General features: G+C 61.1%; 23 protein-coding genes and 2 tRNA genes. 5 read left to right on the top strand and 20 right to left on the bottom strand.

Going from position 1 to position 24,046, the window contains the following annotated elements; all coding sequences use genetic code 11:
• Positions 1–32 precede the first annotated feature (32 nt).
• From rplI to ppsA, 6 genes are all read right to left on the bottom strand, one after another.
• Positions 33–485: a 50S ribosomal protein L9 gene (rplI, locus tag ACILRC_RS07990; protein WP_395668833.1), complete on the bottom strand. Its 453-nt coding sequence runs from the start codon at positions 483–485 to the stop codon at positions 33–35.
• A gap of 11 nt (positions 486–496) precedes the next feature.
• Positions 497–778: a 30S ribosomal protein S18 gene (gene rpsR, locus ACILRC_RS07985; RefSeq protein ID WP_029708819.1), complete on the bottom strand. Its 282-nt coding sequence runs from the start codon at positions 776–778 to the stop codon at positions 497–499.
• 20 nt (positions 779–798) lie between these two features.
• Entirely contained in the window at positions 799–1,086 is a 288-nt protein-coding gene (priB, locus tag ACILRC_RS07980; RefSeq protein WP_395668832.1) for a primosomal replication protein N, read from the bottom strand.
• 21 nt (positions 1,087–1,107) lie between these two features.
• Positions 1,108–1,473, bottom strand: coding sequence for a 30S ribosomal protein S6 (gene rpsF, locus ACILRC_RS07975; protein WP_395668831.1), 366 nt, complete (start codon positions 1,471–1,473; stop codon positions 1,108–1,110).
• A gap of 146 nt (positions 1,474–1,619) precedes the next feature.
• Entirely contained in the window at positions 1,620–3,890 is a 2,271-nt protein-coding gene (locus tag ACILRC_RS07970) for a VC_2705 family sodium/solute symporter (protein ID WP_395668830.1), read from the bottom strand.
• The gene (ppsA, locus tag ACILRC_RS07965) at positions 3,887–6,280 is read right to left on the bottom strand and encodes a phosphoenolpyruvate synthase (protein ID WP_395668829.1); all 2,394 of its coding nucleotides are present in this window, start codon (positions 6,278–6,280) and stop codon (positions 3,887–3,889) included. The genes ACILRC_RS07970 and ppsA overlap by 4 nt, the downstream gene beginning before the upstream one ends.
• Before the next feature lie 148 nt (positions 6,281–6,428).
• Here ppsA and ACILRC_RS07960 point away from each other — a divergent pair, with 148 nt between their 5' ends.
• A complete protein-coding gene (locus ACILRC_RS07960; protein ID WP_395668828.1) occupies positions 6,429–7,250 on the top strand; it encodes a pyruvate, water dikinase regulatory protein in 822 nt (273 codons plus the stop codon).
• Positions 7,251–7,262: 12 nt separating this feature from the next.
• On the opposite strand, the gene ACILRC_RS07955 is transcribed toward ACILRC_RS07960, so the two are convergent.
• The gene (locus ACILRC_RS07955; RefSeq protein ID WP_395668827.1) at positions 7,263–7,670 is read right to left on the bottom strand and encodes a heme-binding protein; all 408 of its coding nucleotides are present in this window, start codon (positions 7,668–7,670) and stop codon (positions 7,263–7,265) included.
• A gap of 279 nt (positions 7,671–7,949) precedes the next feature.
• Between ACILRC_RS07955 and ACILRC_RS07950 the strand changes: the two genes are divergently transcribed.
• Positions 7,950–8,645, top strand: coding sequence for a Bax inhibitor-1/YccA family protein (locus tag ACILRC_RS07950; protein WP_395668826.1), 696 nt, complete (start codon positions 7,950–7,952; stop codon positions 8,643–8,645).
• A gap of 124 nt (positions 8,646–8,769) precedes the next feature.
• A complete protein-coding gene (locus ACILRC_RS07945) occupies positions 8,770–9,192 on the top strand; it encodes a hypothetical protein (RefSeq protein WP_395668825.1) in 423 nt (140 codons plus the stop codon).
• Here the strand turns inward: ACILRC_RS07945 and rlmD are convergent.
• From rlmD to surE, 4 genes are all read right to left on the bottom strand, one after another.
• A complete protein-coding gene (rlmD, locus tag ACILRC_RS07940) occupies positions 9,189–10,655 on the bottom strand; it encodes a 23S rRNA (uracil(1939)-C(5))-methyltransferase RlmD (protein WP_395668824.1) in 1,467 nt (488 codons plus the stop codon). The two genes, ACILRC_RS07945 and rlmD, sit on opposite strands and share 4 nt — an antisense overlap.
• 79 nt (positions 10,656–10,734) lie before the next feature.
• Complete coding sequence (locus ACILRC_RS07935; RefSeq protein ID WP_395668823.1) at positions 10,735–11,598, bottom strand: peptidoglycan DD-metalloendopeptidase family protein; 864 nt, start codon at positions 11,596–11,598, stop codon at positions 10,735–10,737.
• A 13-nt stretch (positions 11,599–11,611) separates the two neighbouring features.
• Positions 11,612–12,394 (bottom strand): protein-L-isoaspartate(D-aspartate) O-methyltransferase, encoded by a 783-nt coding sequence (locus ACILRC_RS07930; RefSeq protein ID WP_395668822.1) that lies wholly within the window; start codon positions 12,392–12,394, stop codon positions 11,612–11,614.
• 11 nt (positions 12,395–12,405) lie between these two features.
• Complete coding sequence (surE, locus tag ACILRC_RS07925) at positions 12,406–13,170, bottom strand: 5'/3'-nucleotidase SurE (RefSeq protein WP_395668821.1); 765 nt, start codon at positions 13,168–13,170, stop codon at positions 12,406–12,408.
• An 84-nt stretch (positions 13,171–13,254) separates the two neighbouring features.
• Here surE and ACILRC_RS07920 point away from each other — a divergent pair, with 84 nt between their 5' ends.
• Positions 13,255–14,241 carry an NADPH:quinone oxidoreductase family protein gene (locus ACILRC_RS07920; RefSeq protein WP_395668820.1) on the top strand — a complete coding sequence of 329 codons (987 nt, stop codon included), beginning with the start codon at positions 13,255–13,257 and terminating at the stop codon, positions 14,239–14,241.
• A gap of 27 nt (positions 14,242–14,268) precedes the next feature.
• On the opposite strand, the gene ACILRC_RS07915 is transcribed toward ACILRC_RS07920, so the two are convergent.
• Positions 14,269–16,953: a YbcC family protein gene (locus ACILRC_RS07915; protein ID WP_395668819.1), complete on the bottom strand. Its 2,685-nt coding sequence runs from the start codon at positions 16,951–16,953 to the stop codon at positions 14,269–14,271.
• On the bottom strand, positions 16,950–18,506 hold the full coding sequence (locus ACILRC_RS07910; protein WP_395668818.1) for an NADH-quinone oxidoreductase subunit L: 1,557 nt from the start codon (positions 18,504–18,506) through the stop codon (positions 16,950–16,952). Before ACILRC_RS07910 ends, ACILRC_RS07915 begins: the two co-directional genes overlap by 4 nt.
• A 97-nt stretch (positions 18,507–18,603) precedes the next feature.
• Between ACILRC_RS07910 and ACILRC_RS07905 the strand changes: the two genes are divergently transcribed.
• Entirely contained in the window at positions 18,604–19,497 is an 894-nt protein-coding gene (locus ACILRC_RS07905) for a LysR family transcriptional regulator (protein ID WP_395668817.1), read from the top strand.
• A 34-nt stretch (positions 19,498–19,531) separates the two neighbouring features.
• Here the strand turns inward: ACILRC_RS07905 and ACILRC_RS07900 are convergent.
• From ACILRC_RS07900 to ACILRC_RS07870, 7 genes are all read right to left on the bottom strand, one after another.
• Positions 19,532–19,607 (bottom strand) — tRNA-Lys (locus ACILRC_RS07900).
• 10 nt (positions 19,608–19,617) lie between these two features.
• Positions 19,618–19,693, bottom strand: a tRNA-Lys gene (locus ACILRC_RS07895).
• 50 nt (positions 19,694–19,743) lie between these two features.
• Complete coding sequence (locus ACILRC_RS07890; RefSeq protein WP_395668816.1) at positions 19,744–20,517, bottom strand: ThiF family adenylyltransferase; 774 nt, start codon at positions 20,515–20,517, stop codon at positions 19,744–19,746.
• Between the two features lie 10 nt (positions 20,518–20,527).
• Entirely contained in the window at positions 20,528–21,349 is an 822-nt protein-coding gene (gene ybgF / locus ACILRC_RS07885) for a tol-pal system protein YbgF (RefSeq protein ID WP_395668815.1), read from the bottom strand.
• A complete protein-coding gene (pal, locus tag ACILRC_RS07880) occupies positions 21,346–21,888 on the bottom strand; it encodes a peptidoglycan-associated lipoprotein Pal (RefSeq protein WP_395668814.1) in 543 nt (180 codons plus the stop codon). The genes ybgF and pal overlap by 4 nt, the downstream gene beginning before the upstream one ends.
• 23 nt (positions 21,889–21,911) lie before the next feature.
• Complete coding sequence (gene tolB / locus ACILRC_RS07875) at positions 21,912–23,219, bottom strand: Tol-Pal system beta propeller repeat protein TolB (RefSeq protein ID WP_395668813.1); 1,308 nt, start codon at positions 23,217–23,219, stop codon at positions 21,912–21,914.
• On the bottom strand, positions 23,200–23,967 hold the full coding sequence (locus tag ACILRC_RS07870; protein ID WP_395668812.1) for a glycosyltransferase family 2 protein: 768 nt from the start codon (positions 23,965–23,967) through the stop codon (positions 23,200–23,202). The genes tolB and ACILRC_RS07870 overlap by 20 nt, the downstream gene beginning before the upstream one ends.
• Between the last annotated feature and the right edge of the window lie 79 nt (positions 23,968–24,046).

Below are 24,046 nucleotides of genomic sequence, written 5' to 3'. Positions count from 1 at the left end.
ACCGCAAACCCAAGTGATGAAGGCTCCGAGGCTTAGGCAGTCTCTCCGTACACCGATACGGTGATCTCGACCACCACATCGGTGTGCAAGGCCACGCTCACGGTGCTGTCGCCAATCGTTTTGATCGGGCCGTTGGGCATACGCACCTGGGCTTTGGCCACCTTATAGCCGGTACGCACCAACTCTTCGGAAATGTCCGAGTTGGTGACCGAACCAAACAGACGGCCATCCACGCCAGCCTTTTGGGTCAGCTTGAGCGTGGTACCTGCGAGCTTCTCGCCCAGGCCTTGGGCCTCGGCCAACTTGGCAGCGGCTACCTTTTCGAGCTCGGCGCGCTTGGCTTCGAACTCGGCCTTGGCGGCTTCGGTCGCACGGCGTGCGCGGCCGGTGGGAATCAAAAAGTTACGGGCATAGCCGTCTTTGACCTTGACGATTTCGCCGAGGTTGCCGAGGTTGACTACTTTGTCGAGCAGAATGATTTGCATGGCTCGGCTCCTTAGATCTTGTGTTGGTCGCTGTAAGGCAACATCGCCAGGAAGCGAGCGCGCTTGATCGCGGTGTTGAGCTGGCGCTGGAAAATGGCGCGGGTGCCGGTCAGACGTGCCGGGATGATCTTGCCGTTTTCCGCAATGAAATCGCGCAAGGTGTCGATGTCTTTGTAGTCAATCTCTTCCACACCGGTGACGGTGAAGCGGCAAAAGCGCTTGCGCTTGAACAGCAGGGATTGGGTATTGCGCTTGGGGCGCTTGTCTTTGTTGAAGCGTTTTGGTCCGGGCATCATGGACTCCTAAAAAAGTCTTAAAAAAAATCTTGAATATTCAAAACCACCGATTTACCTTGCCGCGCGTTGCTCAAAAAACCACTGAATTTCCAGTGACTGCCGACAGCCTGCTTAGCAAGCCGCTCTGCCAGCACACCGAAAGCCAGCGCTTTGAGGGCCACCTTCACGGTTCTGGGATTGCCACCGTCCATTTGCTGTGACTCGTGCTCGAGTCGCAAGGTCAGCGCCGGCAATCCGGAGGGCGTATACCGCAGAGGTTCGACCTCGGCGATACAGGCACTTAGAACACAGGTGTTGGTGTGCACTCCAAGCGAGGCGGCGGCCCCTTAGGCCTGGTACTCGGCCTGCTGGGTCTTGCGCGCGTCTTCGCGCTCTACCGTTTTCATCATGGACGAAGGTCCAGTTTCGGCCTTCTTCTTGAGCACGGTGAGGTGGCGCAACACAGCGTCGTTGAATTTGAACGCATGCTCCAACTCGGCCATAACTGCTTGCTCAGCTTCGATGTTGATGCATAGATAGTGGGCCTTGGCCAGCTTATTGATCATGTAGACCAACTGGCGGCGACCCCAGTCTTCAACACGGTGGATCTTGCCGCCACCGGCGGTGATCATGCCCTTGTAACGCTCCAGCATGGCTGGAACCTGCTCGCTCTGATCCGGATGGATCATGAGGATGATTTCGTAATGACGCATTGGTACTCCTTGTGGATTTCCCATTAAATGGGGGGGGTAAAACCACCCCCGGCGTCAAGACGGGGTGTGGTAAGGCAAGCCCGCGATTGTAGTACGAAACCGCAGGGGCACTTGAGAGATCCAGACTCGCAGAATGCCCAGCCGCCTCATTGGCGCCGAAAAACTAGGCTGAGCAGCACCGTAGTCACTACACCGGCGGCCACGCCAAAGACGCCAGCAGAAACAGGTTGAATGCCAAACCACAAACCATCATGCGACCAGCGCAGAGCCTGTCGCACACTGCTATGGTTGATCACCATGTAGCCCAAGGTGAGGCCCAAGCCCACCACCATGCCACCCACAGCGCCGATGCGCGAGGCTCCTGACCAAAAGATACCAAGCACCATTGCCGGCACAAACGCAGCGGCAGCTAGCGAAAAAGACGCGGCGACCAAGTACAGGATGCCAGCAGGGCGCTGGGCTGCAACATAGGCCGCAATCAGCGCAAATACCAAAAGTGCGAACTTGGACCACATTACCCGACGCATGGCTTGTTCCTTGCTTGACTCGCCTTCAAAATACATGTCGTGTGCAACGGCGTTTCCAATCGTCAGCAATAGGCCATCGGCCGTGGACAGCGCTGCAGCCAAACCACCAGCTGCCACCAGCACCGACACCACGTAAGGCAGACCACCAATCTCAGGGGAGGCCAGCATCACCAAGTCAGGGCCCATCTTGATCTCAGCGAACTGCAACACCTTGTCGCCATTGATGTCGGCGTAGCTCAGTAGTGAGGGGTCTTTTGCCCATTGCGCCATCCAAGCAGGTAACGCGTCAAACGGTTGCCCCACCAAGTTGGCCATGACCTCGTACTTGACCAGCACCGCCAATGCCGGCGCAGAAACGTAAAGCACCGCAATAAAGACCAAAGACCAAGCAACCGAGCGGCGTGTTTCCTGAACGCTAGATGTGGCATAGAAGCGGGTCAGCAAGTGGGGCAGGCCCGCGGTTCCGACCATCAGGCAAAACATCAGCGCCAGAAAGTTGGCGCGCGAATGCTCATACAAGGTCTGCTGCTGTGGAGTCCCATTCGGGTTGCCGTCGAAAGGTTTGGTGTGTGGAGCCATGCCACCAAGTGGCGTTGCACGCTCGCGGTAATCCGCCGCTAGGTGCGTCCATCGCTCGGTGGCAGACTGGGGGTCGCGCGGAAGCGCGGCAAGCTCGCGTCGGACTTCGTTAGGTGCTGCACCGTCCACCTTGGCTGCGTCAAAGGCGACCAGCTTTGCGCGCAGTTCAAGTCGTTCGGCGTCTAATGCGCGCCCCACATCGCGCAACTTCTGGTCCAGCGCTTCGGCGCGTTGCAAGTACGCCCGGGCCACTTCGTTTTCCTTAGCTGAATGGATGATGCCCTGTTCCAGCGCAGTTACCTTTTGCAACTGCTGTCCATACGCCAACGGCGCCACTGGGTTACCAGTTTGCTTGTAGGCCAACCAAGACACCGGGATCAAGAACGCAATGATCATGACCCAGTACTGCACCGCCTGAGTCCACGTGACCGCGCGCATACCGCCAAGAAAGGAACACACCAGAACGCCGCCGAGCCCCAGCAAAATCCCGATTTCGAAGTGAACGCCGGTCAGCCTCGATGTGATCAAACCGACGCCGTATATTTGAGCCACCACATAGGTAAAAGAGACCAGCACTGTGGCCATGGCCGCAATCAGCCGAGGCCACCGCCCTCCGTAGCGCAACGCAAAGTAGTCTGGCAAGGTGTACAGGTTCAGGCGCCGCAGGTAAGGTGCGACAAACAACGCAACGAGGCAAAAACCGCCGGTCCAGCCCATGATGTAGGCGAGCCCACCTGGCTGACCTCCGGCACCAGAGTAACCTTGCAGGTACAAGCCCCCCGCCAGGCTGATGAAGGACGCGGCGCTCATCCAATCTGCCGCAGTGGCCATGCCGTTGTAGGCCGCCGGAATGCGGCGTCCTGCCACGTAGTACTCAGCGGCATCGGCGGTGCGGCCGTGCACTCCAATGACCGCGTACACCACCAAGGTTGCAGTGAGCATGATGCCGGCGATCCATGACCGCGGCAGGCCTTGTTGCTCAGCCCAAGCCAGCAGTGCCAAGAAAACCAACAGGCCCAAGACTAGGGCAACAAAACGCCGATGCAGCCGGGGCATTGAGGGCAAACGTAGGGCGGGTGCTGGGGCGCCCGGCGACTCGCCATCGCGCTCCGACAGTACGGCAAAGAGCACCACGATCAGCACAAAGATCAGCAGCGAGCCCTGAGCGGCAAACCAAAAACCCACCGGCCAGCCTGCAACGACCCACTGCAAGTCGTGGGCGAAAAAGACGATTCCAAAAGAGGCAGCGAACCACAACACCAAAAGCACCGTATGCAGGTGCCAGTGGTTGGTGCGCTCACCGGCATTCATTGCAGTGCAAGTTGCTGCCAGGTGGTGATGACGGAGTCGGGGTTCAGCGAAATGGAGGATATCCCTTCAGACTCCAGCCACCGAGCAAAATCCGGGTGATCGCTAGGCCCCTGACCGCAGATCCCCACATACTTATCCTGGCGCTTGCAGGCACTAATCGCCAAACTGATTAGTGCCTTGACCGCCGGGTCACGCTCATCGAAATCCGCCGCAAGCAGATCCAAACCGGAATCCCGATCCAGACCCAAAGTGAGTTGCGTCAAGTCATTGGAGCCAATGGAGAAACCATCAAAGTACTGGAGGAACTGGTCCGCCAGGATAGCGTTGCTGGGAATCTCACACATCATGATGAGCTTGAGGTCGTTATCGCCCCGTCGCATTCCGTGCTTGGAGAGCAATTCGGTGACGCGCTGGGCCTGGCCTAAGGTGCGCACAAAGGGAACCATCACCTGGACGTTGGACAGGCCCATCTCATTGCGAACCCGCTTGAGTGCCTCGCATTCCATGGCAAATGCCTCGCCAAAGTCAGCACTGAGGTAGCGCGCGGCACCCCGAAAACCAAGCATGGGGTTTTCCTCTTCAGGCTCATAGCGGCTGCCGCCAATGAGCTTGCGGTACTCGTTGCTCTTGAAGTCCGACAGCCTCACGATCACCGGCTTGGGCCAAAAAGCTGCCGCAATCGTAGCCACGCCCTCTGCAACCCGGTCTACATAAAACGCGCGTGGCGAAGCGTGCCCGCGGGCCACCGATTCCACCGCCTTTTTGAGGTCGGCATCGATATTGGGGTAGTCCAAAATAGCTTTGGGGTGCACACCAATATTGTTGTTGATGATGAACTCCAGCCGCGCCAAACCCACACCGTGGTTTGGCAACTGGCAAAAGTCAAAGGCCAGTTGAGGGTTGCCAACGTTCATCATGATTTTCACCGGCACGTCGGGCATCACGCCGCGCTGGACCTGCGAGATTTCGGTTTCCAGCAAACCGTCGTAGATGTAGCCAGTGTCGCCTTCGGCGCAGCTCACCGTCACCAACATGCCATTGCGCAGGGTGTCGGTGGCGTTGCCGCATCCCACCACCGCCGGGATGCCCAACTCCCGCGCGATGATGGCGGCGTGGCAGGTTCGCCCGCCCCGGTTGGTGACCACTGCAGCTGCGCGCTTCATGACCGGTTCCCAGTTGGGGTCTGTCATATCGGTGACCAAAATGTCGCCAGCCTGGACCGACTCCATGTCGTTGATGTGGTGCACGATGCGCACCGGACCAGTACCAATTTTCTGCCCAATGGCCCGCCCCTCGACCAACACCGGCCCTTTGCCTACCAGCTTATAGCGGTACTCCACCTTGTCAGCTGCCTGGCTTTTCACGGTTTCTGGGCGGGCCTGCAGGATGTAGATTTCGCCGTCCACGCCATCCTTGCCCCATTCAATGTCCATGGGACGACCGTAATGCGCCTCAATTACCAGCGCATAGCGCGCCAGCATTTCCACATCGGCATCGGTGAGTGAATAGCGATTTCGAAGCTCAGGCGGTACGTCCGTTGTCTTTACCAGCTTGCCGCTGGTGGCCTTTTCCTGGGCCGAGGTGAACTCCATCTGAAGCAGCTTGGAGCCCAAATTGCGTCGAACGATGGCGCGCTTGCCCGCCTGCAGCATGGGTTTGTGCACATAAAACTCGTCGGGGTTGACGGCGCCTTGGACGACGGTTTCACCCAAGCCATAACTGGAGGTGATAAAGACAACGTCGGTGAAGCCGGACTCCGTGTCCAGCGTGAACATCACGCCGGCTGCACCCCGGTCCGATCGCACCATCCGCTGCACCCCCGCACTAAGTGCGACTTCGGCGTGAGCAAAGCCCATGTGCACCCGGTAGCTGATGGCGCGGTCGTTATAGAGCGACGCAAAAACTTCGCGAATTTTGAGCAGAACCGCATCGATTCCGATCACATTGAGAAACGTCTCCTGTTGCCCGGCAAACGAAGCATCGGGCAGGTCCTCGGCAGTAGCCGACGATCGCACCGCAAAACACGCCTCGGCTGCGCCGCCTTGCAAGATTGCAAAGGCGTCCCGAATAGCGGCCTCCAAGGCGGCAGGGAAAGGTTGTTGCTCCACCATGGTGCGGATCTCACTACCCGCCTGGGCCAATGCGCGGACGTCGTCCACGTCGAGGCTGGCTAGACGTTGGTTGATTTTTTCCGACAAATTCGCATGCTTAAGAAACTCCCGAAACGCATGCGCTGTGGTAGCAAAGCCGGTAGGCACTTTGACCCCGTGGGGCAGGTTGGCAATCATCTCGCCCAAACTGGCGTTTTTGCCGCCTACTGCCTCGACGTCCGACATGCGCAAATTCTCGAAAGGCACCACCAGGTCCGTGGCGCTAAAAAGTGTCGACATAAGAAAGCTCCAGAGTTTAAAAACCGGTCGGCTTGGCCGGCAGATGGGCTTTCTGTTGTTGTTTTTTTGGAAATTGGACCCACCGGAGCCAGCGCCATTGGGGATTCATTGTAGGGTGCGGTTTTGCAGCCGATTCAGCCCTAGCACCATGCCCAACCGAACAGTTTTTTTCGTCTCCGACGGCACTGGAATCACCGCCGAAACCTTTGGAAACGCTATCTTGGCGCAGTTTGAAACCGCAGCGCGCCATGTTCGCCTACCGTTTGTTGACACCGTGGACCGAGCCCACCAGGCAGTGCGCCAGATCAACCACGCGGCCGAGGTTGACGGACGGCGCCCGATTGTGTTTACCACCTTGGTCAATATGGAAGTCTTGCGGGTGATCCAGGAATCTTGCACCGGCATGCTCCTTGACATGTTCGGTACCTTTGTGCACCCGCTGGAAACCGAGCTCGGGCTCAAGTCGAACCACCGAATCGGCCGCTTCAGCGATGCCAGCAAGAGCAAGGCTTATAACAACCGAATTGCGGCCATTAACTTTTCACTGGAACACGACGACGGGCAGTCGAACCGCGACCTGGAACAGTCCGACGTCATATTGGTAGGTGTTAGCCGCAGCGGCAAAACGCCCACATCCTTGTACCTTGCGATGCAATATGGCCTGAAGGCATCCAACTACCCGCTGATCCCAGAAGACTTTGAGCGCCGCCAGTTGCCTGTAGCGCTGGTGCCGCACAAGGCGAAAATTTTCGGACTCACGATCCACCCCGAGCGGCTAAGCGAAATTCGTAACGAGCGCCGCCCCAACTCCCGCTACGCCTCGCTAGAGAACTGCCGCCACGAAGTCAGCGAGGCGGAGACCATGATGCGCCGTGCCGGCATCCGCTGGCTCTCCACTACCACCAAATCCATCGAGGAAATAGCAACCACCATCTTGCAGGAGTTGCACCCCGAACGACTGGCCTACTAGCGACCTAACGGTTTACAGGCCGATCGCTGCAATCCCAGCTTTGGCGATTTGCGCGTCTTCGGACGACTTCACGCCACTGACGCCCACAGCCCCCAAGCATTGCCCATCTTTCATGATCGGCACGCCACCTTCTAGCATGCCTTCCAACGTCGGTGCGCTCAGGAAGGAGGCCCTACCGCCATTGATCATGTCCTCGTAAGTCTTGCTTTCGCGACGGCCGAGCGCGGCGGTGCGTGCCTTGGCCGGCGCAATGTGGGACGACACCGGTGCCGCGCCGTCGAGGCGCTGCAGCCACAGCAAATGGCCTCCGTCATCCACGATGGCGATAGTGACGGCCCAGTGATTCTTCAGTGCTTCATCCTGGGCGGCGTTCGCAATCAGCTTCAAGTCGGCCAATTCCAGGGCGGGTTTTGTCTTCATAGAGTATTCCGGTAAGGTGTTTTGACGGGGCCAGAGCATAACCGGCCAGCCATAAGGCGAATTCGATGCATGCAGACGCATTCCAAGCCAAGTACGCGGTGGCGTGGCGAATATGGTCAACGGCAAAGCGGTCCAACTGCGTGCACCACACCCTTGGCCGCCCCACCGCATCAACCCTGATGAACTTCAGGGTAATCGTCCTAATTTGCTGGTGTTCGCTATCCCCACACCCTAGAATCGCGCGTACCCACTTCGTGGGGTTTATTAGGAGCAATCGCAATGACTGATCGCATTGGCACACTGGTGGCAGATTCTGGCTATGGAGTGTCTGCCGAGCAGCGCAACAAGGTGCTGCGCAATACCTATTGGCTTTTGTCTTTGAGCCTCGTTCCCACTGTGCTGGGCGCCTGGTTTGGCGTGGCAACCGGCGTCGGGCAGTACTTCTCGGGCGTGATGGGCTTCGTGGTTTTTCTCGCTGGCGCAATCGGCTTCATTTATGCGATCGAAAAAACCAAGAACTCTGGGGCGGGCGTGCCTATTTTGCTGGGTTTCACCTTTTTCATGGGGCTGATGCTTTCGCGTCTGATCGAGCGAACCTTGGGCTTTAGCAACGGCGCTGAACTGATCATGACTGCCTTCGGCGGCACAGCAGGCGTTTTCTTGGTGATGTCGTCAATGGCCACCGTTATCAAGCGTGATTTGTCGGGCATGGGCAAGTGGTTGTTTGTGGGCGTCATCGTGCTTCTGGTGGGTTCGGTGATCAACCTGTTCGTTGGCTCCACCGCTGGCATGATGGCCATCTCCATGGCTGCCATCGGCATTTTCAGCGCCTATATGCTCTACGACATCAAGCGCATCATCGACGGTGGCGAGACCAACTACATCAGCGCCACCCTGGCGCTTTACTTGAACATCATCAACGTGTTCCAAAGCTTGCTGGCTTTGCTTGGCGTGTTTGGTGGCGAGCGCGACTAACAACGCGCACAACCCCTGAAAAAAGGTCCACTCGGGCCTTTTTTCTTTGGGGCGGCGGTTTCAATCTTGGCTCAACCCTGCCGCACAATTGCCGATAGTCACCTATGCCGCCCGATGTGAGTCCATGAACGTACGTCCCTTCCTTCTTGTTTTGGGTCTCTTCCTCTCCGGGTGCGACCTCGAAGCACTTCTGGCCGACCCCAAGGTGGTGCAGCGGGAGGCCGATGCGCGCGCCATCGGGAGTGCATGCCGCCACGGCCTGCGCAGCATCGAAGACTGCTATGCCATGAACGAAAAAGCGTCCAAGTCAGCCGTATTTGCCGGCTGGAAAGAAATGGACCAGTACATGCGTGACAACAAGATCGACGGCATCGAACCCAAAGGCCTCAGGCCAGCCCAGGCGCCCTTGGTGGCCGCCGGTGAAGAAATCGTGGAGTCCGCGCCCAAAAAGGCCGAAAAGACCGAAGCAGATGCCAAAAAGCCTGCGGACAATGCACCCAAGCCCGCGGCAAAAACCGACTCCAAAGCCGAAAACAAAGCGTCTTAAGACGCTTGGCCAGCCTCATCGAACGCAGGAACCCAGTCGGGCTGGTGTTCAAACACCGCAATGCTTTCTACGTGGCTGGTGTGCGCAAACATATTGACCACCCCCGCACGTGTGCACCGGTACCCTGCGCTGTGTACCAGCACAGCGGCATCGCGCGCCAAGGTAGCAGGATTGCAGCTCACATACACGATCCGCTGTGGCGGCTTCCAATGTGTAGACTGCGATTGCCGCAATGCTGCAAGCGCGTTCACCAAGGCAAACGCTCCCTCGCGCGGCGGGTCTACTAACCACTTTTCCGCACTGCCGTCGGCATGCAATAGCGGCGCATCCATCTCAAATAGGTTGCGTGCCACAAACTGCGTTGGTCCGAGTGCCTTGCGTCCCGCCTGCGCAGGCTGGTTGAGCGCAAAGTTCTCGCGCGAGCGCGCCACAAGAGACTCCGCACCCTCGACGCCAAGCACTTCGCGCGCCACCGTGGCCAGCGCCAGGGTGAAGTTCCCCAGACCACAAAACCAATCGATCACCCGTTCGTGCGCAGCGACCTCCAGCAAACTGACTGCCCGCGTAACCAAGGCCCGGTTGATCTGCGGGTTGACCTGGGTGAAATCGATAGGCCGAAACGGCATGGTGATACCGAACTGCGGCAATCGGTACGCCAAAGCACCCGTGGTGTGCCCCTCGGGCTCATCTAGGCGGTGCACCGTCTCTGGCCCTTTGGGCTGCAGCCACCATTGCACGCCGGGGTGAGCGCAAGCGAAGGCCTGTAGGCGCGCCACATCGGCTGGGCCCAGCGGGTCCATATGGCGCAGCACCAAGGCCGTCACCGGCTCGGGCAGATCGGGGTCGCCAATGGCGAACTCGATCTGTGGCAGGCGCTCGCGGGCGTCCATGGCGCCAATGAGCTCGCGCAACGGCACCAACATCGCGCTGAAATGGGTCGGGAGCACCGCGCAGCTTTTGATGTCCGCCACAAAGTGGCTCTTGCGCTCGTGAAAGCCGATCAACACGCTGCCCTTCTTGCGCACATACCGCACCGACAAACGGCCACGGTAGCGGTACGCCCACGACGGCCCTTCGATGGGACGCATGACGTGCTCTGGACGCACCTTGCCGATATGGGCAAGCTGGTCTTCGAGCACCCGTTGTTTGATCGCCACCTGGGCGCCCATGTGCAGATGCTGCATCTTGCAGCCGCCACACGCACCTTCGTGCAAGCCGAAGTGCACGCAAGCCGGTACCACGCGCTGCGACGACTCACGGTGAATGGCTGCGACGCTGCCTTTGTCGAAGCTGCTTTTGCTGCGGTGGATGGTGGCGCTCACCCGCTCAAACGGCAGTGCGCCTTCGATGAACACCACTTTGCCATCGGGCCGGTGGGCGATGCCCTGCGCCTCGAGGTCAAGCGATTCGACGACCAGCTCTTGCGTGGGAGTGGGGTCTTTGGTACGGGATGCGGAAGTCACTGCGGTGCGGTGTGGGGCTGGGCATCTGCGGGCACTGGCTGCCGCCCGCAAGGGTGGAATGGACGCTGCCGCGATGGCCTTAACGGGGCGGAAGGTACTTCAGCGGATCCACCGCTTTGCCCAGCCTGCGCAATTCAAAGTGCAGCTTCACACGATCGGCATCGCTGCTGCCCATCTCCGCAATTTTTTGGCCCTTCTTGACGGTCTGGTCCTCTTTGACCATCAGAGTCTGGTTGTGGGCGTACGCCGTGAGGTAGGTGTTGTTGTGCTTGAGGATGATCAGGTTGCCGTAGTTGCGCAGACCCGAGCCGGCATAGACCACCTTGCCGTCGGCCGCGGCAAAAATCGGCTCGCCGGCCACCCCGCCGATATCAACACCTTTGTTCTTGACTTCATCAAAACTGTCCAGAACCGGACCCCGCGTGGGCCAAATCCAACCCAGGTCATCATCTCCGGTGCTGGGCGCAGCCGCGGCGGCGGGCATACTCGGCGCTGAGCTCGCCCGAGCAGGTGCAGAGGCCGCGCTGGCCGGTGCAGCCGGCGCAATGGGGGTACTCACCACCGAGCTGCTCGCCACGGGTTTGACCGTGGCCACGGCGACCGCTTCATTGGCGACAGGCGGCATCACCCGCAGCACCTGACCGACTTCAATCTTATTGGGGTTGTCCAGGCTGTTCCAGCGGGCGATGTCTTTGGGGCTTTGGCCGTTTTCCAGCCCGATGCGAATCAAAGTGTCGCCCGGCTTGACGGTGTAGTAGCCCGAGCGGCCAGCATTCTCAAACCCGGCGGCAGGCTTGACCACCGGAACCACCACAGCAGGCTGGGGCGCAGCGGCACGGCGGTCTTCGACCGGGGCACGGTTGGTCGGAGAGGTACCGCAACCAGCGAGCGCCAGCGCCACCGCAGCACACAGCCATGCACCAGCACCTTGCAGACACTTCATACACGCTTCCTTTTCATGCGACACCGGATTTTAGAGGGACAAAATGCACCGCCTCGAGCACGGTTTGGCGCACGCCCGCGGCCGTTTTGTCCAGCACGACCAGCGCTTGCCCAGCCGCCTTGGCATGCAACGCGCCGTGGGCAGGCGCAGCGATGGGGGCCACCAGCCGCCCGCCGACGGCCAGTTGATCCACCCACGCCTGGGGCACGGCCTCACCACCGGCTGCGGCGATGATGCCGGCATAGGGCGCGCCAGCGGCAAAGCCCTGCATGCCGTCGCCAAATAGCAGGTGCAAATTGGCCAGCCGGGCGTAGCGCACATTGTCGCGGGCCTTGTCGTGCAAGCCGCGCAGCCGCTCAATGCTGTACACCTCGCGCGCCAGCAGGCTCAGTACCGCAGCCTGGTAGCCGCAGCCGGTTCCAACCTCCAGCACCCGGCCCAAGGTGCCTGTCGCACCGTTGCGCAGCAACTCCAGCATGCGTGCCACCACGCCGGGCTTGGAAATGGTTTGCCCCAGCCCAATGGGCAGACTGGTGTCTTCATAGGCTTGGTTGACCAAGGCCGAGTCCACAAAGCGGTGCCGCTCCACCGTGCCCATGGCGGCAAGCACTGCCGCATCACTGACCCCTTGCTTTTGCAGCAAATGCACCATGCGCATGCGCACCGCCACAGAATCCATGCCCAGCCCTTGGGCAGGTGGCAATGGTGCGGGCAAGCTTCGCGCTTTTGCGGAACCTGGGCCCGCAGGATGTTGGGCCGTTGCCAGCTTGGCGGGGAACGTTGGCCGCTCTTTCATCGTGGCCGGCGTCAGCTTGCGGCGTTCATGCGGGCAGCGGTCTGAGCCCAATAGCCCAGGCTCGCGTGGTCTGTGAGATCGACTTTGAGCGGCGTGACGGCCATGTGGCCGGTAGCGGTGGCATGGAAGTCGGTGCCTTCGGCGTCATCCGCCACGGGACCAGCGGCACCAATCCAGTACATGGTTTCTCCTCGGGGACTGGTCTGTTGGATCACCTTTTCCGCGGCGTGGCGCTTGCCCAACCGGCACAGCTTGACACTGCCGATCTGCGCATACGGCAGGTTGGGGATGTTGACATTGAGCAGCCAGGGTTGCACGCCAATCAGGTGCTGGCGCTGCATGGACTCCACCAACTCGCGGGCTTTGCGCGCCGCACTTTGCAGCTCCACCCAGTCACGTTCCACTTGAGAAAAAGCGATGGCGGGAACGCCAAACAAAAAGCCCTCCATGGCCGCACCCACGGTGCCGGAGTAGATGGTGTCGTCGCCCATGTTGGCACCGTTGTTGATGCCAGAGACCACGAGGTCCGGCCGGTAGTCCAGTAAACCAGTCAAGGCAATGTGCACGCAGTCTGCGGGGGTGCCGTTAACGTAGCGAAAACCGTTGGCCGCGCGGTGCACATACAGCGGGGAGTGCAGCGTCAGCGCATTCGATTTCGCGCTGTTGTTGTGCTCGGGAGCCACCACCTCGACATCGGCCACTTGCTTGAGCGCTTCGTACAAAGCGACGATGCCTGCAGCTTGATAGCCGTCATCGTTGGAGATCAGAATTTTCATGGTGCGTGGAGTTTCCCGCCGATTGTAGGTGGGGCACGGTAGCCGGTTCGACCTATCATCACGCCACATTCTTGGAGACAAATGATGCATGCATGGCTGTGTGACAACCCGGTGGGCGTGGACGCGTTGCAGTGGAAGGAAACGCCCGACCCCGTGCCCCAGGCCGGTGAGGTGGTGGTAGACATTCGCGCCGCCAGCCTGAACTTTCCAGACTTGCTGATCATTCAAAACAAGTACCAATTCAAACCAACGCCGCCCTTTGTACCGGGCGCCGAATTCGCAGGCGTCGTCGCTGCACTGGGACTGGGTGTCACGCACTTGCGCGTCGGCCAGGCCGTGGCATGCGTCAGCGGCACGGGGGGCTTTGGCAGCCAGGCAGCGGTGCAAGCCGCGCTGTGCGTACCATTGCCTGAAGGCATGCCCTGGGGCGACGCTGCGGCTTGGGTCATGACCTACGCCACCTCACACCATGCATTGGTGGACCGAGGGCAGCTGCGCGCCGGTGAAACTGTGCTGGTGCTGGGCGCGGCCGGTGGCGTGGGTACCGCTGCGATTCAAATCGCCAAGGCGGTGGGCGCGCGGGTCATCGCCGCCGCCTCCAGCGATGAAAAATGTGCGTTGTGCAAAACCTTGGGGGCGGACGCGGTGATCAATTACCGCACCGAGAACTTGCGCGATGCCCTCAAGGCGCACACCCAGGGTCGGGGTCCGGATGTGGTCTACGACCCCGTGGGCGGCGACCTCGCCGAGCCCGCGCTGCGCGCCATCGCATGGCGGGGCCGCTACTTGGTCGTGGGATTCGCGGCGGGCCCGATTCCTGCCCTGCCCTTCAACCTCGCGCTGCTCAAGGGCGCATCGATTGTGGGCGTGTTCTGGGGGGAGTTTGCCAAGCGCGAGCCAGCCCACAACGCCGCCATGCTGGCAGCGCTTGGACAGTGGTACCAAGAGGGAAAGATACGGCCAGTTATCGACAGCGCCCTGCCCTTTTCCGACCTCAAACAAGCCTTTGCCCGCATGGCCGCGCGCGATGTCAAGGGCAAGCTGGTGCTGGTGCGTGACTTGGCCGCCTAAGGATCCAACGAAGAACCGCCTATCGAGCTAGAAACCTAGAGTTATCGAACTGCCACGCTGGATCAGATACCACTGGCCTGAGCGATACACATACAAGCTGTCGGCTTCCATGCGCCACAGCGTCAGCCACTGGTTGTCCAAAAGCTGGCGAACCACCGCATGCTTTTCAATCACAGCCTCGATCGCTGCTTGGGGTGCCTCAATCACCACCGTCAGCCGCAAAGGCTCGTGCACCCAGCGTTGGCCATCGTGCAAAGACTGGCGTGACAGCCCGATGCGCAGGTCGCCACCGTTGCCTTCAAACACGCCAATGTGGCCACCCACCACGTTGTGCAGCACCTTGTTGCCGCTGCCCAGGTGCAGCGGATCGACGGTGGACGCGTGGTACTGCCAATTGATCCAATGGGCCACCACCATGGGTGCGGTCATCAGCAATTCCAGCACCCGCCCATCGGTGTCCTGGCTGGCGTCGTAGTCGTGCAGAAAGCTGCGCCCCTCAAGCACCAAGCCGCGGCTGCGCGCACGCGGTGCCATCAACAAGCTTGCGTTACCCGCCAATCCCCATTCGGGGCGGGTTTGTGCGCCGTCGTTGGCGCGCTGGCGCAGCACGCGCAAGAGCGCATCCTCACCGAGTCCGGGCGCAATGCCCAGTGTGCCAGCCCGTTCCCGGCGCACCTGGTCGCCCGCTTGGGCAAAGGCACCACGCAGCGCGTCCCAGCGGGCGCGTGCCGGGGATGGCAACAAGTCCAGATCGAAACCCTCGATCTCGTCGGTGGTGGTGTTGTGCAGTGCGGCTACAAACCAGGTCGCTGCAGGGATGGCGATGTTGCGCTCATGCAAGCCATCGCGCACTGCAGGCTCGTTGAGCAAAAGCGCCAAGGACCGGGCATTCACCTCTCCGGTTTGGCCGCAGCAGGCACCGCAGTCCAGCGCGGCTGCATGGGCGTTGTTGCTGGACTGGCTGCCGTGGCCGACCAACAGAACCAGCGGCGCCAGCCCACGTTCCAGCCCCATCGCGTGCAGTACCCCGGCGGCCAAATGGACCTTGGCAGCGGTGTCCAACCCAGCAAGCTGCGGCCGGCACACCGACCGGTAGCGCGCAGGCAATCCCGCCAAGTCATCCTGCGCCCGTTGCCCTTGGCCAGGCCACAGCCACTGGAGCAACTTCGCGCCATATGCCATGCCCGCCGCCTCGACAAAAGAGAACGCCGCCCCTGGCCAACGGCTGGCCGCTTGGCCCTGGCCCGCCAGCCTGAAACGGTCCAAGCGCGCCTGCTCGGCTGCGGGTAGCGAAGGTGCCTCACCTTGGGCACCCTCGGCCAGCACGATACGGTCGGTCACTTCCAGCGCAGGCGCCAGCAAGCCGGGCAACTGTGGCCGGCGGGCGGCGGTGGCCAAGGGTGTGTAGGCCACTGGCAGGCCAAAAAAACCGGCAAATCCCACGGTCTGCATCGATGGGCATGCAGCCTCCAGCGCCCGGCGCAGGGGTTCGCTGCGCACATCGATGCAAAACGCAGCCTGCACCGATACCTCTGCAACTTGCACTTGTAACGCTGAGGCTTGCGCTTGTGCCGCCGCAGCCGACGGCTCCACAGTGCCGAAAGACGCAGCCGCGACGGGTACCCGCAACAACTTGTCTGCCAGCGACCGTTGGTAACCAGCTTCCAAGGCGACCTGCCAAACCTCGTCTAGGCGCAGCGCCTCCTGGGCCTGTGCAAAGACCTCATGGGCGCGGCTCCACTGGTCTTGCAGCATCCCAAATGCTGGCGCCGGGGAGCTACCGCCCCGGCACTCCAGCAGTACGGCACCCCAGGCTAGGCGGATCGCCAAAAGCTCGCGCAAATGGCTGTCGGATTTGCCTTCCAGTCGGGCTTGCCAGCCTAGGTAAGCGCACCAAGAGGCCCAGCCATTCACGGTGAGCAAAACGGCTTCCAGGTAGTCCGCCCACACCTGCGGCGGCAGCCCCAGACGCTGCAGCACCCAGCGCTCGGCGTCCTGCGGCGTGCGCGGCAAAGCCTGTAGGGCCACGCCGAGCTGCGGCAAGCCCATCAGCGTTCCGATGCCGTGGTCGTGCTGCAAGGTGTCGAGCCAAAACTGGTACAGACCCTGGGCGCGTTGGGGCTGCCAATCGGCCTGCTGGGTGTCAAAGTACGCTGCACAGGTTTGGCTCACCTGGTGGGTGATGGCCTGACGCCACGGCAGACGCGTGTGGGCTTGTGCTGCGTTGTCCAAAAGGTCAATCAACAGCGGGAGCTGGACCACAGGTGCTTCGAAACCGAGAGCTTCCACACATTGCGCTGGGGTCCAGCGTGGTCCCCGCGGTGGCTCAGGTGTCGCCTGATCTGCCATCGCACCGGTACCCGTATTTGCATCTGCATCGAACTGCGCAAGCGTCGTCAGTGCAGTTTGCAAATCGTGCGGCGTGATGCGCCCCTGCGACCAAGCTTGGCGTTGGTCTGCGCGGGAGGGAAATACCCGAATCCCCGCAAGCACCGCCATGCGCGCTGCCACCTGGCGCACCGGCATGCCAATGCGCGACCAGTGGGGATTGACCGCAATCGCACGGTCCAGTGGCCACGCCGGTGCGATGGCCTGGCAGGCCTGTTCGCAAGCTGTGTTGATTTGTTGGGTCATGTCCGGGGCGTCAGCCTGCTTGGGCAAGATGGATCGCAGGCGCTCGGCGGGTGCGCGGTCGGTGTGTGCGTGTTTCATGGGATCGCTTTTTGTATGTTCTGACGTGGGGAGGTGGGTTGCGGCGCCCAGCCTGCAGGCCAGAGTTGCAGCACCAGCCGGGTGACCACCTCGTCAACATAAAAGCCCGCGTAGCTCCAGCGCCGCCAGACCTGCAAGGCTTCTGGGCGAAGCTGCAACACCACCAAGCAAAGGTAGAGCAGCACCATGCCGAACAAGGCAAACATGCCCAAGGCGTCGTTCGGATGGTCCTGCACGCCCCACGGCAGGCCATGGACGAGCAAAGCCAACACCCCCAGGCCGGCCACCATCAACACCCCTGCAGCCGTGTGCCGGTAGGCGTCACGCACCCCCTTGCGCGGGTCACAGTGCCAGAGCAGCGGAGCCCACGCGAAGCCGATCAGCACCGTCCACCACCACGGCCAGGCTGCGTCGTCCACCAACCACACCATGGCGGCCACAGCCGATACCGACAACACCGGTGCCAGCAACACCCCCAATGTCGTGGGCACCACCGGACCACGCATGAAGCCGATACGGGTATCGCGCACCACGGTGGAGGCCGCCAGAAAGGCATGTGCTTTGTAGAGCGAGTGCCCCATCAGGTGCAGGGCAGCCAAGGTATACAGACCCAGCCCGCACTCCAGCACCATGAACCCCATCTGCGCTACGGTGGACCAAGCTAGGCGCACCTTGATGCTCACGCGCGTCAACATCACCAGCCCGGCGAGTACCGCAGTGGCCAGACCAAAACCCACCAACAACACGCGGGCGGCCATGGCGTGTTCCAGCATCGGGGCGAATCGAATCAAGGCAAAACCGCCCAAGTTCACCACCCCGGCATGCAAAAGTGCGGACACGGGGGTGGGCGCCTCCATCACCTGCACGATCCAGCCATGCACCGGAAACAGCGCAGTGCGCAACACGACGGCAAGCACCAGCGCCACCGCGCTGAGTTGCAACTGCAGGCCCATGCCCTCACGCTCGATGTGGGACCACAGCTCAGGGAACGCGCCACTGCCGACTTCGGTCCAAGCGAGTGCGGCCGCAGCCAGCAGCAGCCCATCGGCTAAACGGTCGGCAAGACGCTTCTTGTGTGCCGCCAGCAGGGCAAAGGGGCGCTCGGAATAAAAGCACAGCAGGTGCTGCAAAGCGTGTCCAACCAGCGTCCAAGCCACCACCATCACCGCCCAATGGTCAGCCAACAAAAAGATCTGCACCGACGCCAACACACCGGCCAAGGCAGAGATATAGCGTCTTTGTCGACCCTCGCCCTCCAAATAGCGCCAAGAGAAAGCTCCAATCACGGTGCCCAGCAACTGCACCAGCACCGCCATCGCCACGCCCAGCGGCGTCGGACGCAACCACGGCGCCCAGCCGGTCGCACCCGTGGGTCCCGCAACCAGCAGCAGCACGGCCAACGTGGCCACCAGCGCCGTGACGGACAGGCCAAGGAAAGCACGCCAGTGCCACCCTGTAGATCTCCCGGTGGCGCCAACGGAAAGCATCGCAAGCAACATCGCGGCCATCGGAAGGCACAGCGCGGCGGCTAAAAAAGAAGCAGGCAGGTTCACGAGGTGGAGAGGTTTAATGGAAGTTGCGGTATGGTGGCGAAGCTTTTAAGTTCTGTAAAATACATAGAAAGTTATTTTTTATTCTTAAAAATAGATCATGAACCTGGAGCAGTTGAACTTTCACCACCTGTTCTATTTTTGGCGGGTGGCCAAAATCGGGCACCTGACCCGCGCGGCGGCGGAACTGCACACCTCGCAGTCGGCACTCTCGGCCCAGATTCGGCAACTGGAAGAACGGATCGGGGAACCTCTGTTCACCCGTGAAAGGCGTCGGCTGGTCTTGACCGACACAGGCCAATTGGTCTTGTCTTATGCCGACACCATTTTTGGCCTCGGCCAAGAAATGCTGGGCCGCTTGCAGGGACACAGCCAAGGCGTCACGCGCTTGCGGGTTGGCAGCGTGGCTACGCTTTCGCGCAACTATCAGGAGAACTGGATTCGTCCTCTGCTGACCGACCCAAACGTCGTGTTGACGCTCGAATCTGGCACGCTAGATGACTTGCTTGCGCGACTGGTACAGCACCAACTGGATGTGGTGCTGGCCAACGAGACCGTACCCAGCGACCCCCAGCGTCCTTTGCACTGCCGGTTCCTAGGAAGCCAGGCCGTCGCTTTGGTGGGCCCCAGCGCGGCATGGAAGGGGCAAAGCCTGCGTTTGCCCGAGGACTTGCAGGGTGTGGATTTGGCGGTGCCCGGACCCCGGCATGCGGTACGCGCCCAGTTCGATGCCCTGTGCGCGGCAGCGGGCGTCGTTGCGCGGGTACGGGCGGAAGTCGATGACATGGCCATGTTGCGCCTGATCGCCCGCGACAGCGGATGGCTCACGGTGCTGCCCCTAGTGGTGGTGCAAGACGAGTTGCGCGCGGGATCGCTGGTGGTGCTGGGCGGGTCACCGCAACTGCAAGAACGCTTCTACGCCATCACCAAGCCGCAGCGACATCGGACCGACATTGTGGAGCGGCTGCTGGGGGCATCCCCCACTAGCGCCTGATGGCGGGCTCGTCGAAATGCGACGTACGTAGGGATGGTGGGATCTGAGAGATTCGAACTCTCGACCTACGGATTAAGAGTCCGCTGCTCTACCAGCTGAGCTAAGATCCCCGGGGAATTTTGGTGGGACGTGCGGGGGTCGAACCCACGACAAACGGATTAAAAGTCCGCTGCTCTACCAACTGAGCTAACGTCCCGACAGCTTCACGTCCTTCTTGCGAAAGGCGCTGTGCCGCGAAGCCCACGATTATAGCGGTCGTTTTTTCGGCATTTGGCCTTGGGAAGAAATTTTCTCCATGACCCATCCCGCCGCGCACATGCCAAACGTCGCGGTCACGGTGACCAGCGATCCATAGCCATGGCAGTTCAATGAGCCATCGCTGGTTCCCTCGCACGAGGCGGGCGGCGGTTGCACTGCTTCACGGCTGAACACACAGGCCACGCCAAACGGTTTGCCTTGCTCGGGAGCGCCGGGCAAGCGGCGCAACTGGTATCGCAGCTTGGCCAGAAGTGGGTCGTGCGTGACTTGGCCCAAGTCCGCAATCTCAACACCCTGTGCCATGCGCTTGCCGCCGGCTGCACCCACCGTCACATACACAGCGTGGGTGTCGCGGGCCCAGCGCGCCATGGCGAGCTTGGCAGGTAGTTGATCGCAGGCGTCTATCACCGCGTCCACATCCAAAGGCAAGATGCTTGGCCAGTTGTCAGGCTCCACAAATGCATCCACTGCTGTGACCCGGCAGTCCGGGTTGATCAGTGCGATACGCTGGCGCATCGCCTCAACCTTGGCCATGCCCAGGCTGGGGGTCAGCGCATGGATTTGCCGGTTGATGTTGGACTCGGAGACATGGTCCAGGTCGATCAAGGTCAGTGCCGCAACGCCACTGCGGGCCAATGCCTCGGCAGCCCAGGAACCCACCCCACCCAAACCCACGACGGCAACATGCGCGTCGTACACCCGAGCGGCCGGTTCAGAGCCCAACAGCCGCGCCAAACCCGCAAAGCGGCGCTCCACACTCACCGGCGCGCGCTCACTTCAACCGCGCTAGGCGGTCTTTCGCGACGCCAGCCGCATCGGTACTGGGGTGGGCGGCGATAAGCTCCTCCAACGTCTTGCGCGCACCGCGCAGGTCCTTGAGTTCGATCTGGCAGTTGGCAACCGCCAGCATCGTTTCCGGGATACGCACATGCCCAGGCGACTGTGCAACCAAACTCCTGAAGTTGGTCAGCGCACTTTTGTAGTCCTTGGTGGCGTACTGCGCATTGCCTAACCAGAAAAGGGCCGATGCGCGATAGCCCGTTTGGGGGTTGCGGCTGAGGAAGTCCACAAAGGCCAAGGCAGCGTTGGCGAAGTCGCCTGTGCGAAATGTGGCCAAGCTGGCCTCAAAGTCCCGCTTTTCGGCAGGCTCGGCCATGAACTCCTTGCCATCGACCGTGACCCGCATGGGCTCGAACTTGCGCAAGCGATCCTCCAACGCCAGCTCGGCGTCCTTTTGCTTGCGTTGCAACTCAGAGACATCGCGCACCAGTTGCTCGTTGAGGCCGCGCAAGGTGGCGACCTCGGCACGGGCGGTGCTGAGCTGGTTTTGCAAATCCAACAAGGCGCGTCGCAACTGTGCGCTTTCCTCGGTAGCTCGGCGCACCTCCTCGGCATTTTTTTGGTCGGCCTCTTGTCGCACGGTATCGATACTTTGGCGCATGGCATCCATGCGCTGGCGTAGCTCCAAAATGGCACGCCGTGCCTCATCATCATCAAAGAGCCCGGCCTGCGCTGCGCTGGCAAACACGAGCGCCAGCGCCAAAACGAGGCCTTTGCATGCGCCGGGACGGGACAGCAACTTGAAGCCCATCATCGGTAAGAGATCTCAGCGCGACGGTTTTTGGCCATGGCTGCTTCAGAACCAGCGGCATCGGCCGGTTTTTCCTCGCCGAAGCTAACCGCTTCAAGCTGCGCGTCCAGCACGCCTTGCAAAGACAAGGCTTGTCGGACCGCCTCTGCCCGCTTTTGGCCCAAAGCCAGGTTGTATTCACGTCCGCCGCGCTCGTCCGTGTGGCCGCCGATCACGACCTTGCGGGTACGCTGCGCCTTGAGCACACGGGCGTGGGACTCGATGACCGTTTGGAACTCAGGGCGGATCACGAAGCTGTCGTAATCAAAATACACCAAGCGCCCTAGGGACTGGATCTCGGCTTCGCTCATGCCACCGCCCAGATTGACGGTGGTGACTTGGCCAGTACCGACCTCGTTGCCTTGGGGTTGTGCGGCAGGCGTGGGACTGACCGTCACTGGCACACCTGCCTTGTCTTCAATCGGAACCGGATCGAGCTTGACCGAGGTGCCACAGGCGCTCAAGGTTGCTACCGCCAGACCAGCCAATAGATACAGCTTCATTCAAAACTCCAGTGTTACTTTGCTTACTTCAAGAAGGGGCCCCAGTCCGGCTCCCGAATATCGCCATTTTGACCGGCCAGGCGGGCCTTGACCTTCCCATCCAGGGTGGTGGTCATCAAGGCCTCTCGGCCTTGCAACTGCGTGGCGTAAATCACAAGCCGGCTATTGGGTGAAAAGCTGGGGCTCTCGTCGGCGTTGGAATCGGTCAGCGCCGTGGTGGCACCACTGCTGAGATCCATCAGGTGCAGCCGAAACGCGCCATTAACCCGCGAGATGTACGCCATCCAGCGGCCATCGGGGCTGAGGTCCGGCGAGATGTTGTAGCTGCCGGTGAAGGTCACCCGTTCTGGGTTGCCGCCCGCGACCGGAACACGGTAGATCTGGGGCGAGCCACCCCGGTCGCTGACAAAGTAAATGGTCTTGCCGTCGGGCGCGAACACGGGCTCAGTATCGATGGAGGAGGATTGGATCAAGCGCCGTGGTTCGGCGCCGGGCGTCTGCGCATCGAGCATGTAGAGCTGCGAGCCGCCGTCCCGGCTGAGGGTCACTGCCAGGAAGCGACCGTCCGACGACCAGGCTGGTGCGCTATTGGAGCCCTTGAAGTTGGCGACCAGACGGCGCTTACCGGAGGCCACTTCGTGGACATAGATGGTCGGCTTGCGCGCCTCGAATGAGACGTAGGCCAACTGCGCGCCGTTGGGCGACCAGGCCGGAGAAATAATGGGCTCAGGGCTGTTAAGGGCGCTTTGCGGATTTTCTCCATCAGCATCCGCGACCCACAGATTGAACGCGTTGCCATTCTTGGTTACATAGGCCACCCGGGTGGAAAACACGCCGCGGTCGCCTGTCAATTTTTCGTACACGAAATCGGCTATGCGGTGGGCTGCCAAGCGCAAATCGCCGGTCACTACCGCGTGGCTTTGACCACCCTGGTCCTGGCCGCGCACCACATCCCATAAGCGCACGCGCACGTCGTAACGGCCATCCGCCAAGCGGGTAACGCTGCCGGTCACCAAGGCGTCGGCATTCTTTTGGCGCCAGACGGAGAAGTCCGGGCGACTCAACTCGTCGCCTGCTGCGGCACCAGGGTCCACGCCGCGAAACTGGCCGCTGCGCTCCAAGTCCGCCAAAACGATGGACGATATCTTTTGCGGGCTGGTGTCCTCGCCCCTAAACGCCTGCACCACGATGGGCAACTGGGTCATACCGACCCCGGTCACTTCGACCCGAAACTGCGCCACAGCGGGGCCGACAAGCAGCCAAATTAGGCAGGCAAATAGGCTGCGCCCCAACAGGCCTCGGCCAAAAACGTTAAGCAGTCTTGCGTTCATGTTGTCGATTCAAACAGTACAACTCGAAGTACTTTCCGTACGCCGCCTGGGCCTGCATGACACAGACCGCAAAGCCCATCGCACCATCCAAAAAACCCAAGCGCGCCACATAAGAGCGCACAAAGGCAAACAGGCCCGAGAACACCGCGCGGGCCATCGATGTTTGCTGCCCCTGCCGGTGGCGTTGCAGCGCCCAGGCCCGGCTGTATTGTTCCAGTTTGCGCCAGTAGGTTTGCGGCGTGGGGTAGCTGTAGTGCAAAAGCGAAGATCCAAGGCGCTGCGTGCCACCCGCATCCACCAGCACCTGCTCGTGCACCAGATCGGCGCTGAAGCGTGCGGCGTCCCGGCGAAACAAGCGCAGCACATAGTCCGGGGTCCAGCCGCAGTGACGAATCCATTCGCCACAAAACTGGGTCAACCGGGGTATCGCGTACGCCGCAGCGTCCTCACGGGCCATGGCCACTTGGATTTCTCGCGCTAGTGATTCGGGCACCCGCTCATCGGCGTCCAAGGAGAGCACCCAAGGTTTGGTGGCTAGTGCCAGCGCCCTGCTTTTTTGTGGGCCGAATCCGGGCCAGTCGGTAGTGACGGTCACCCGCGCGCCTTTGGCTTGGGCGATCGCAACCGTCGCATCGCTGCTGCCTGAATCCACCACGATCACCTCGTCCGCGAAGGCAACCGAGTCCAGACACGCACCGATGTTGCCGGCCTCGTTGAGGGTGATGATGATTACACTTAGCTGGCTCAAGGTAGGCGGCCGTCAGATGAAAAGACGGACGTTAGCATAGCGGCGCAGGCCCCAAGTCGCGCCGGTCCACAATCCAAAT

This window comes from Rhodoferax sp., assembly GCF_044236835.1.
Taxonomy (GTDB): Bacteria; Pseudomonadota; Gammaproteobacteria; order Burkholderiales; family Burkholderiaceae_C; genus Allorhodoferax.
This window is presented reverse-complemented; position numbering and strand designations above follow the sequence as displayed.

Coding starts and splice junctions, on each gene's coding strand:
- rplI (WP_395668833.1), bottom strand. CDS start 485: ATGCAAATCATTCTGCTCGACAAAGTAGTCAACCTCGGCAACCTCGGC.
- rpsR (WP_029708819.1), bottom strand. CDS start 778: ATGCCCGGACCAAAACGCTTCAACAAAGACAAGCGCCCCAAGCGCAAT.
- rpsF (WP_395668831.1), bottom strand. CDS start 1,473: ATGCGTCATTACGAAATCATCCTCATGATCCATCCGGATCAGAGCGAG.
- ACILRC_RS07970 (WP_395668830.1), bottom strand. CDS start 3,890: ATGAATGCCGGTGAGCGCACCAACCACTGGCACCTGCATACGGTGCTT.
- ppsA (WP_395668829.1), bottom strand. CDS start 6,280: ATGTCGACACTTTTTAGCGCCACGGACCTGGTGGTGCCTTTCGAGAAT.
- ACILRC_RS07960 (WP_395668828.1), top strand. CDS start 6,429: ATGCCCAACCGAACAGTTTTTTTCGTCTCCGACGGCACTGGAATCACC.
- ACILRC_RS07955 (WP_395668827.1), bottom strand. CDS start 7,670: ATGAAGACAAAACCCGCCCTGGAATTGGCCGACTTGAAGCTGATTGCG.
- ACILRC_RS07950 (WP_395668826.1), top strand. CDS start 7,950: ATGACTGATCGCATTGGCACACTGGTGGCAGATTCTGGCTATGGAGTG.
- ACILRC_RS07945 (WP_395668825.1), top strand. CDS start 8,770: ATGAACGTACGTCCCTTCCTTCTTGTTTTGGGTCTCTTCCTCTCCGGG.
- ACILRC_RS07935 (WP_395668823.1), bottom strand. CDS start 11,598: ATGAAGTGTCTGCAAGGTGCTGGTGCATGGCTGTGTGCTGCGGTGGCG.
- ACILRC_RS07930 (WP_395668822.1), bottom strand. CDS start 12,394: ATGAAAGAGCGGCCAACGTTCCCCGCCAAGCTGGCAACGGCCCAACAT.
- surE (WP_395668821.1), bottom strand. CDS start 13,170: ATGAAAATTCTGATCTCCAACGATGACGGCTATCAAGCTGCAGGCATC.
- ACILRC_RS07920 (WP_395668820.1), top strand. CDS start 13,255: ATGCATGCATGGCTGTGTGACAACCCGGTGGGCGTGGACGCGTTGCAG.
- ACILRC_RS07915 (WP_395668819.1), bottom strand. CDS start 16,953: ATGAAACACGCACACACCGACCGCGCACCCGCCGAGCGCCTGCGATCC.
- ACILRC_RS07905 (WP_395668817.1), top strand. CDS start 18,604: ATGAACCTGGAGCAGTTGAACTTTCACCACCTGTTCTATTTTTGGCGG.
- ybgF (WP_395668815.1), bottom strand. CDS start 21,349: ATGATGGGCTTCAAGTTGCTGTCCCGTCCCGGCGCATGCAAAGGCCTC.
- pal (WP_395668814.1), bottom strand. CDS start 21,888: ATGAAGCTGTATCTATTGGCTGGTCTGGCGGTAGCAACCTTGAGCGCC.
- tolB (WP_395668813.1), bottom strand. CDS start 23,219: ATGAACGCAAGACTGCTTAACGTTTTTGGCCGAGGCCTGTTGGGGCGC.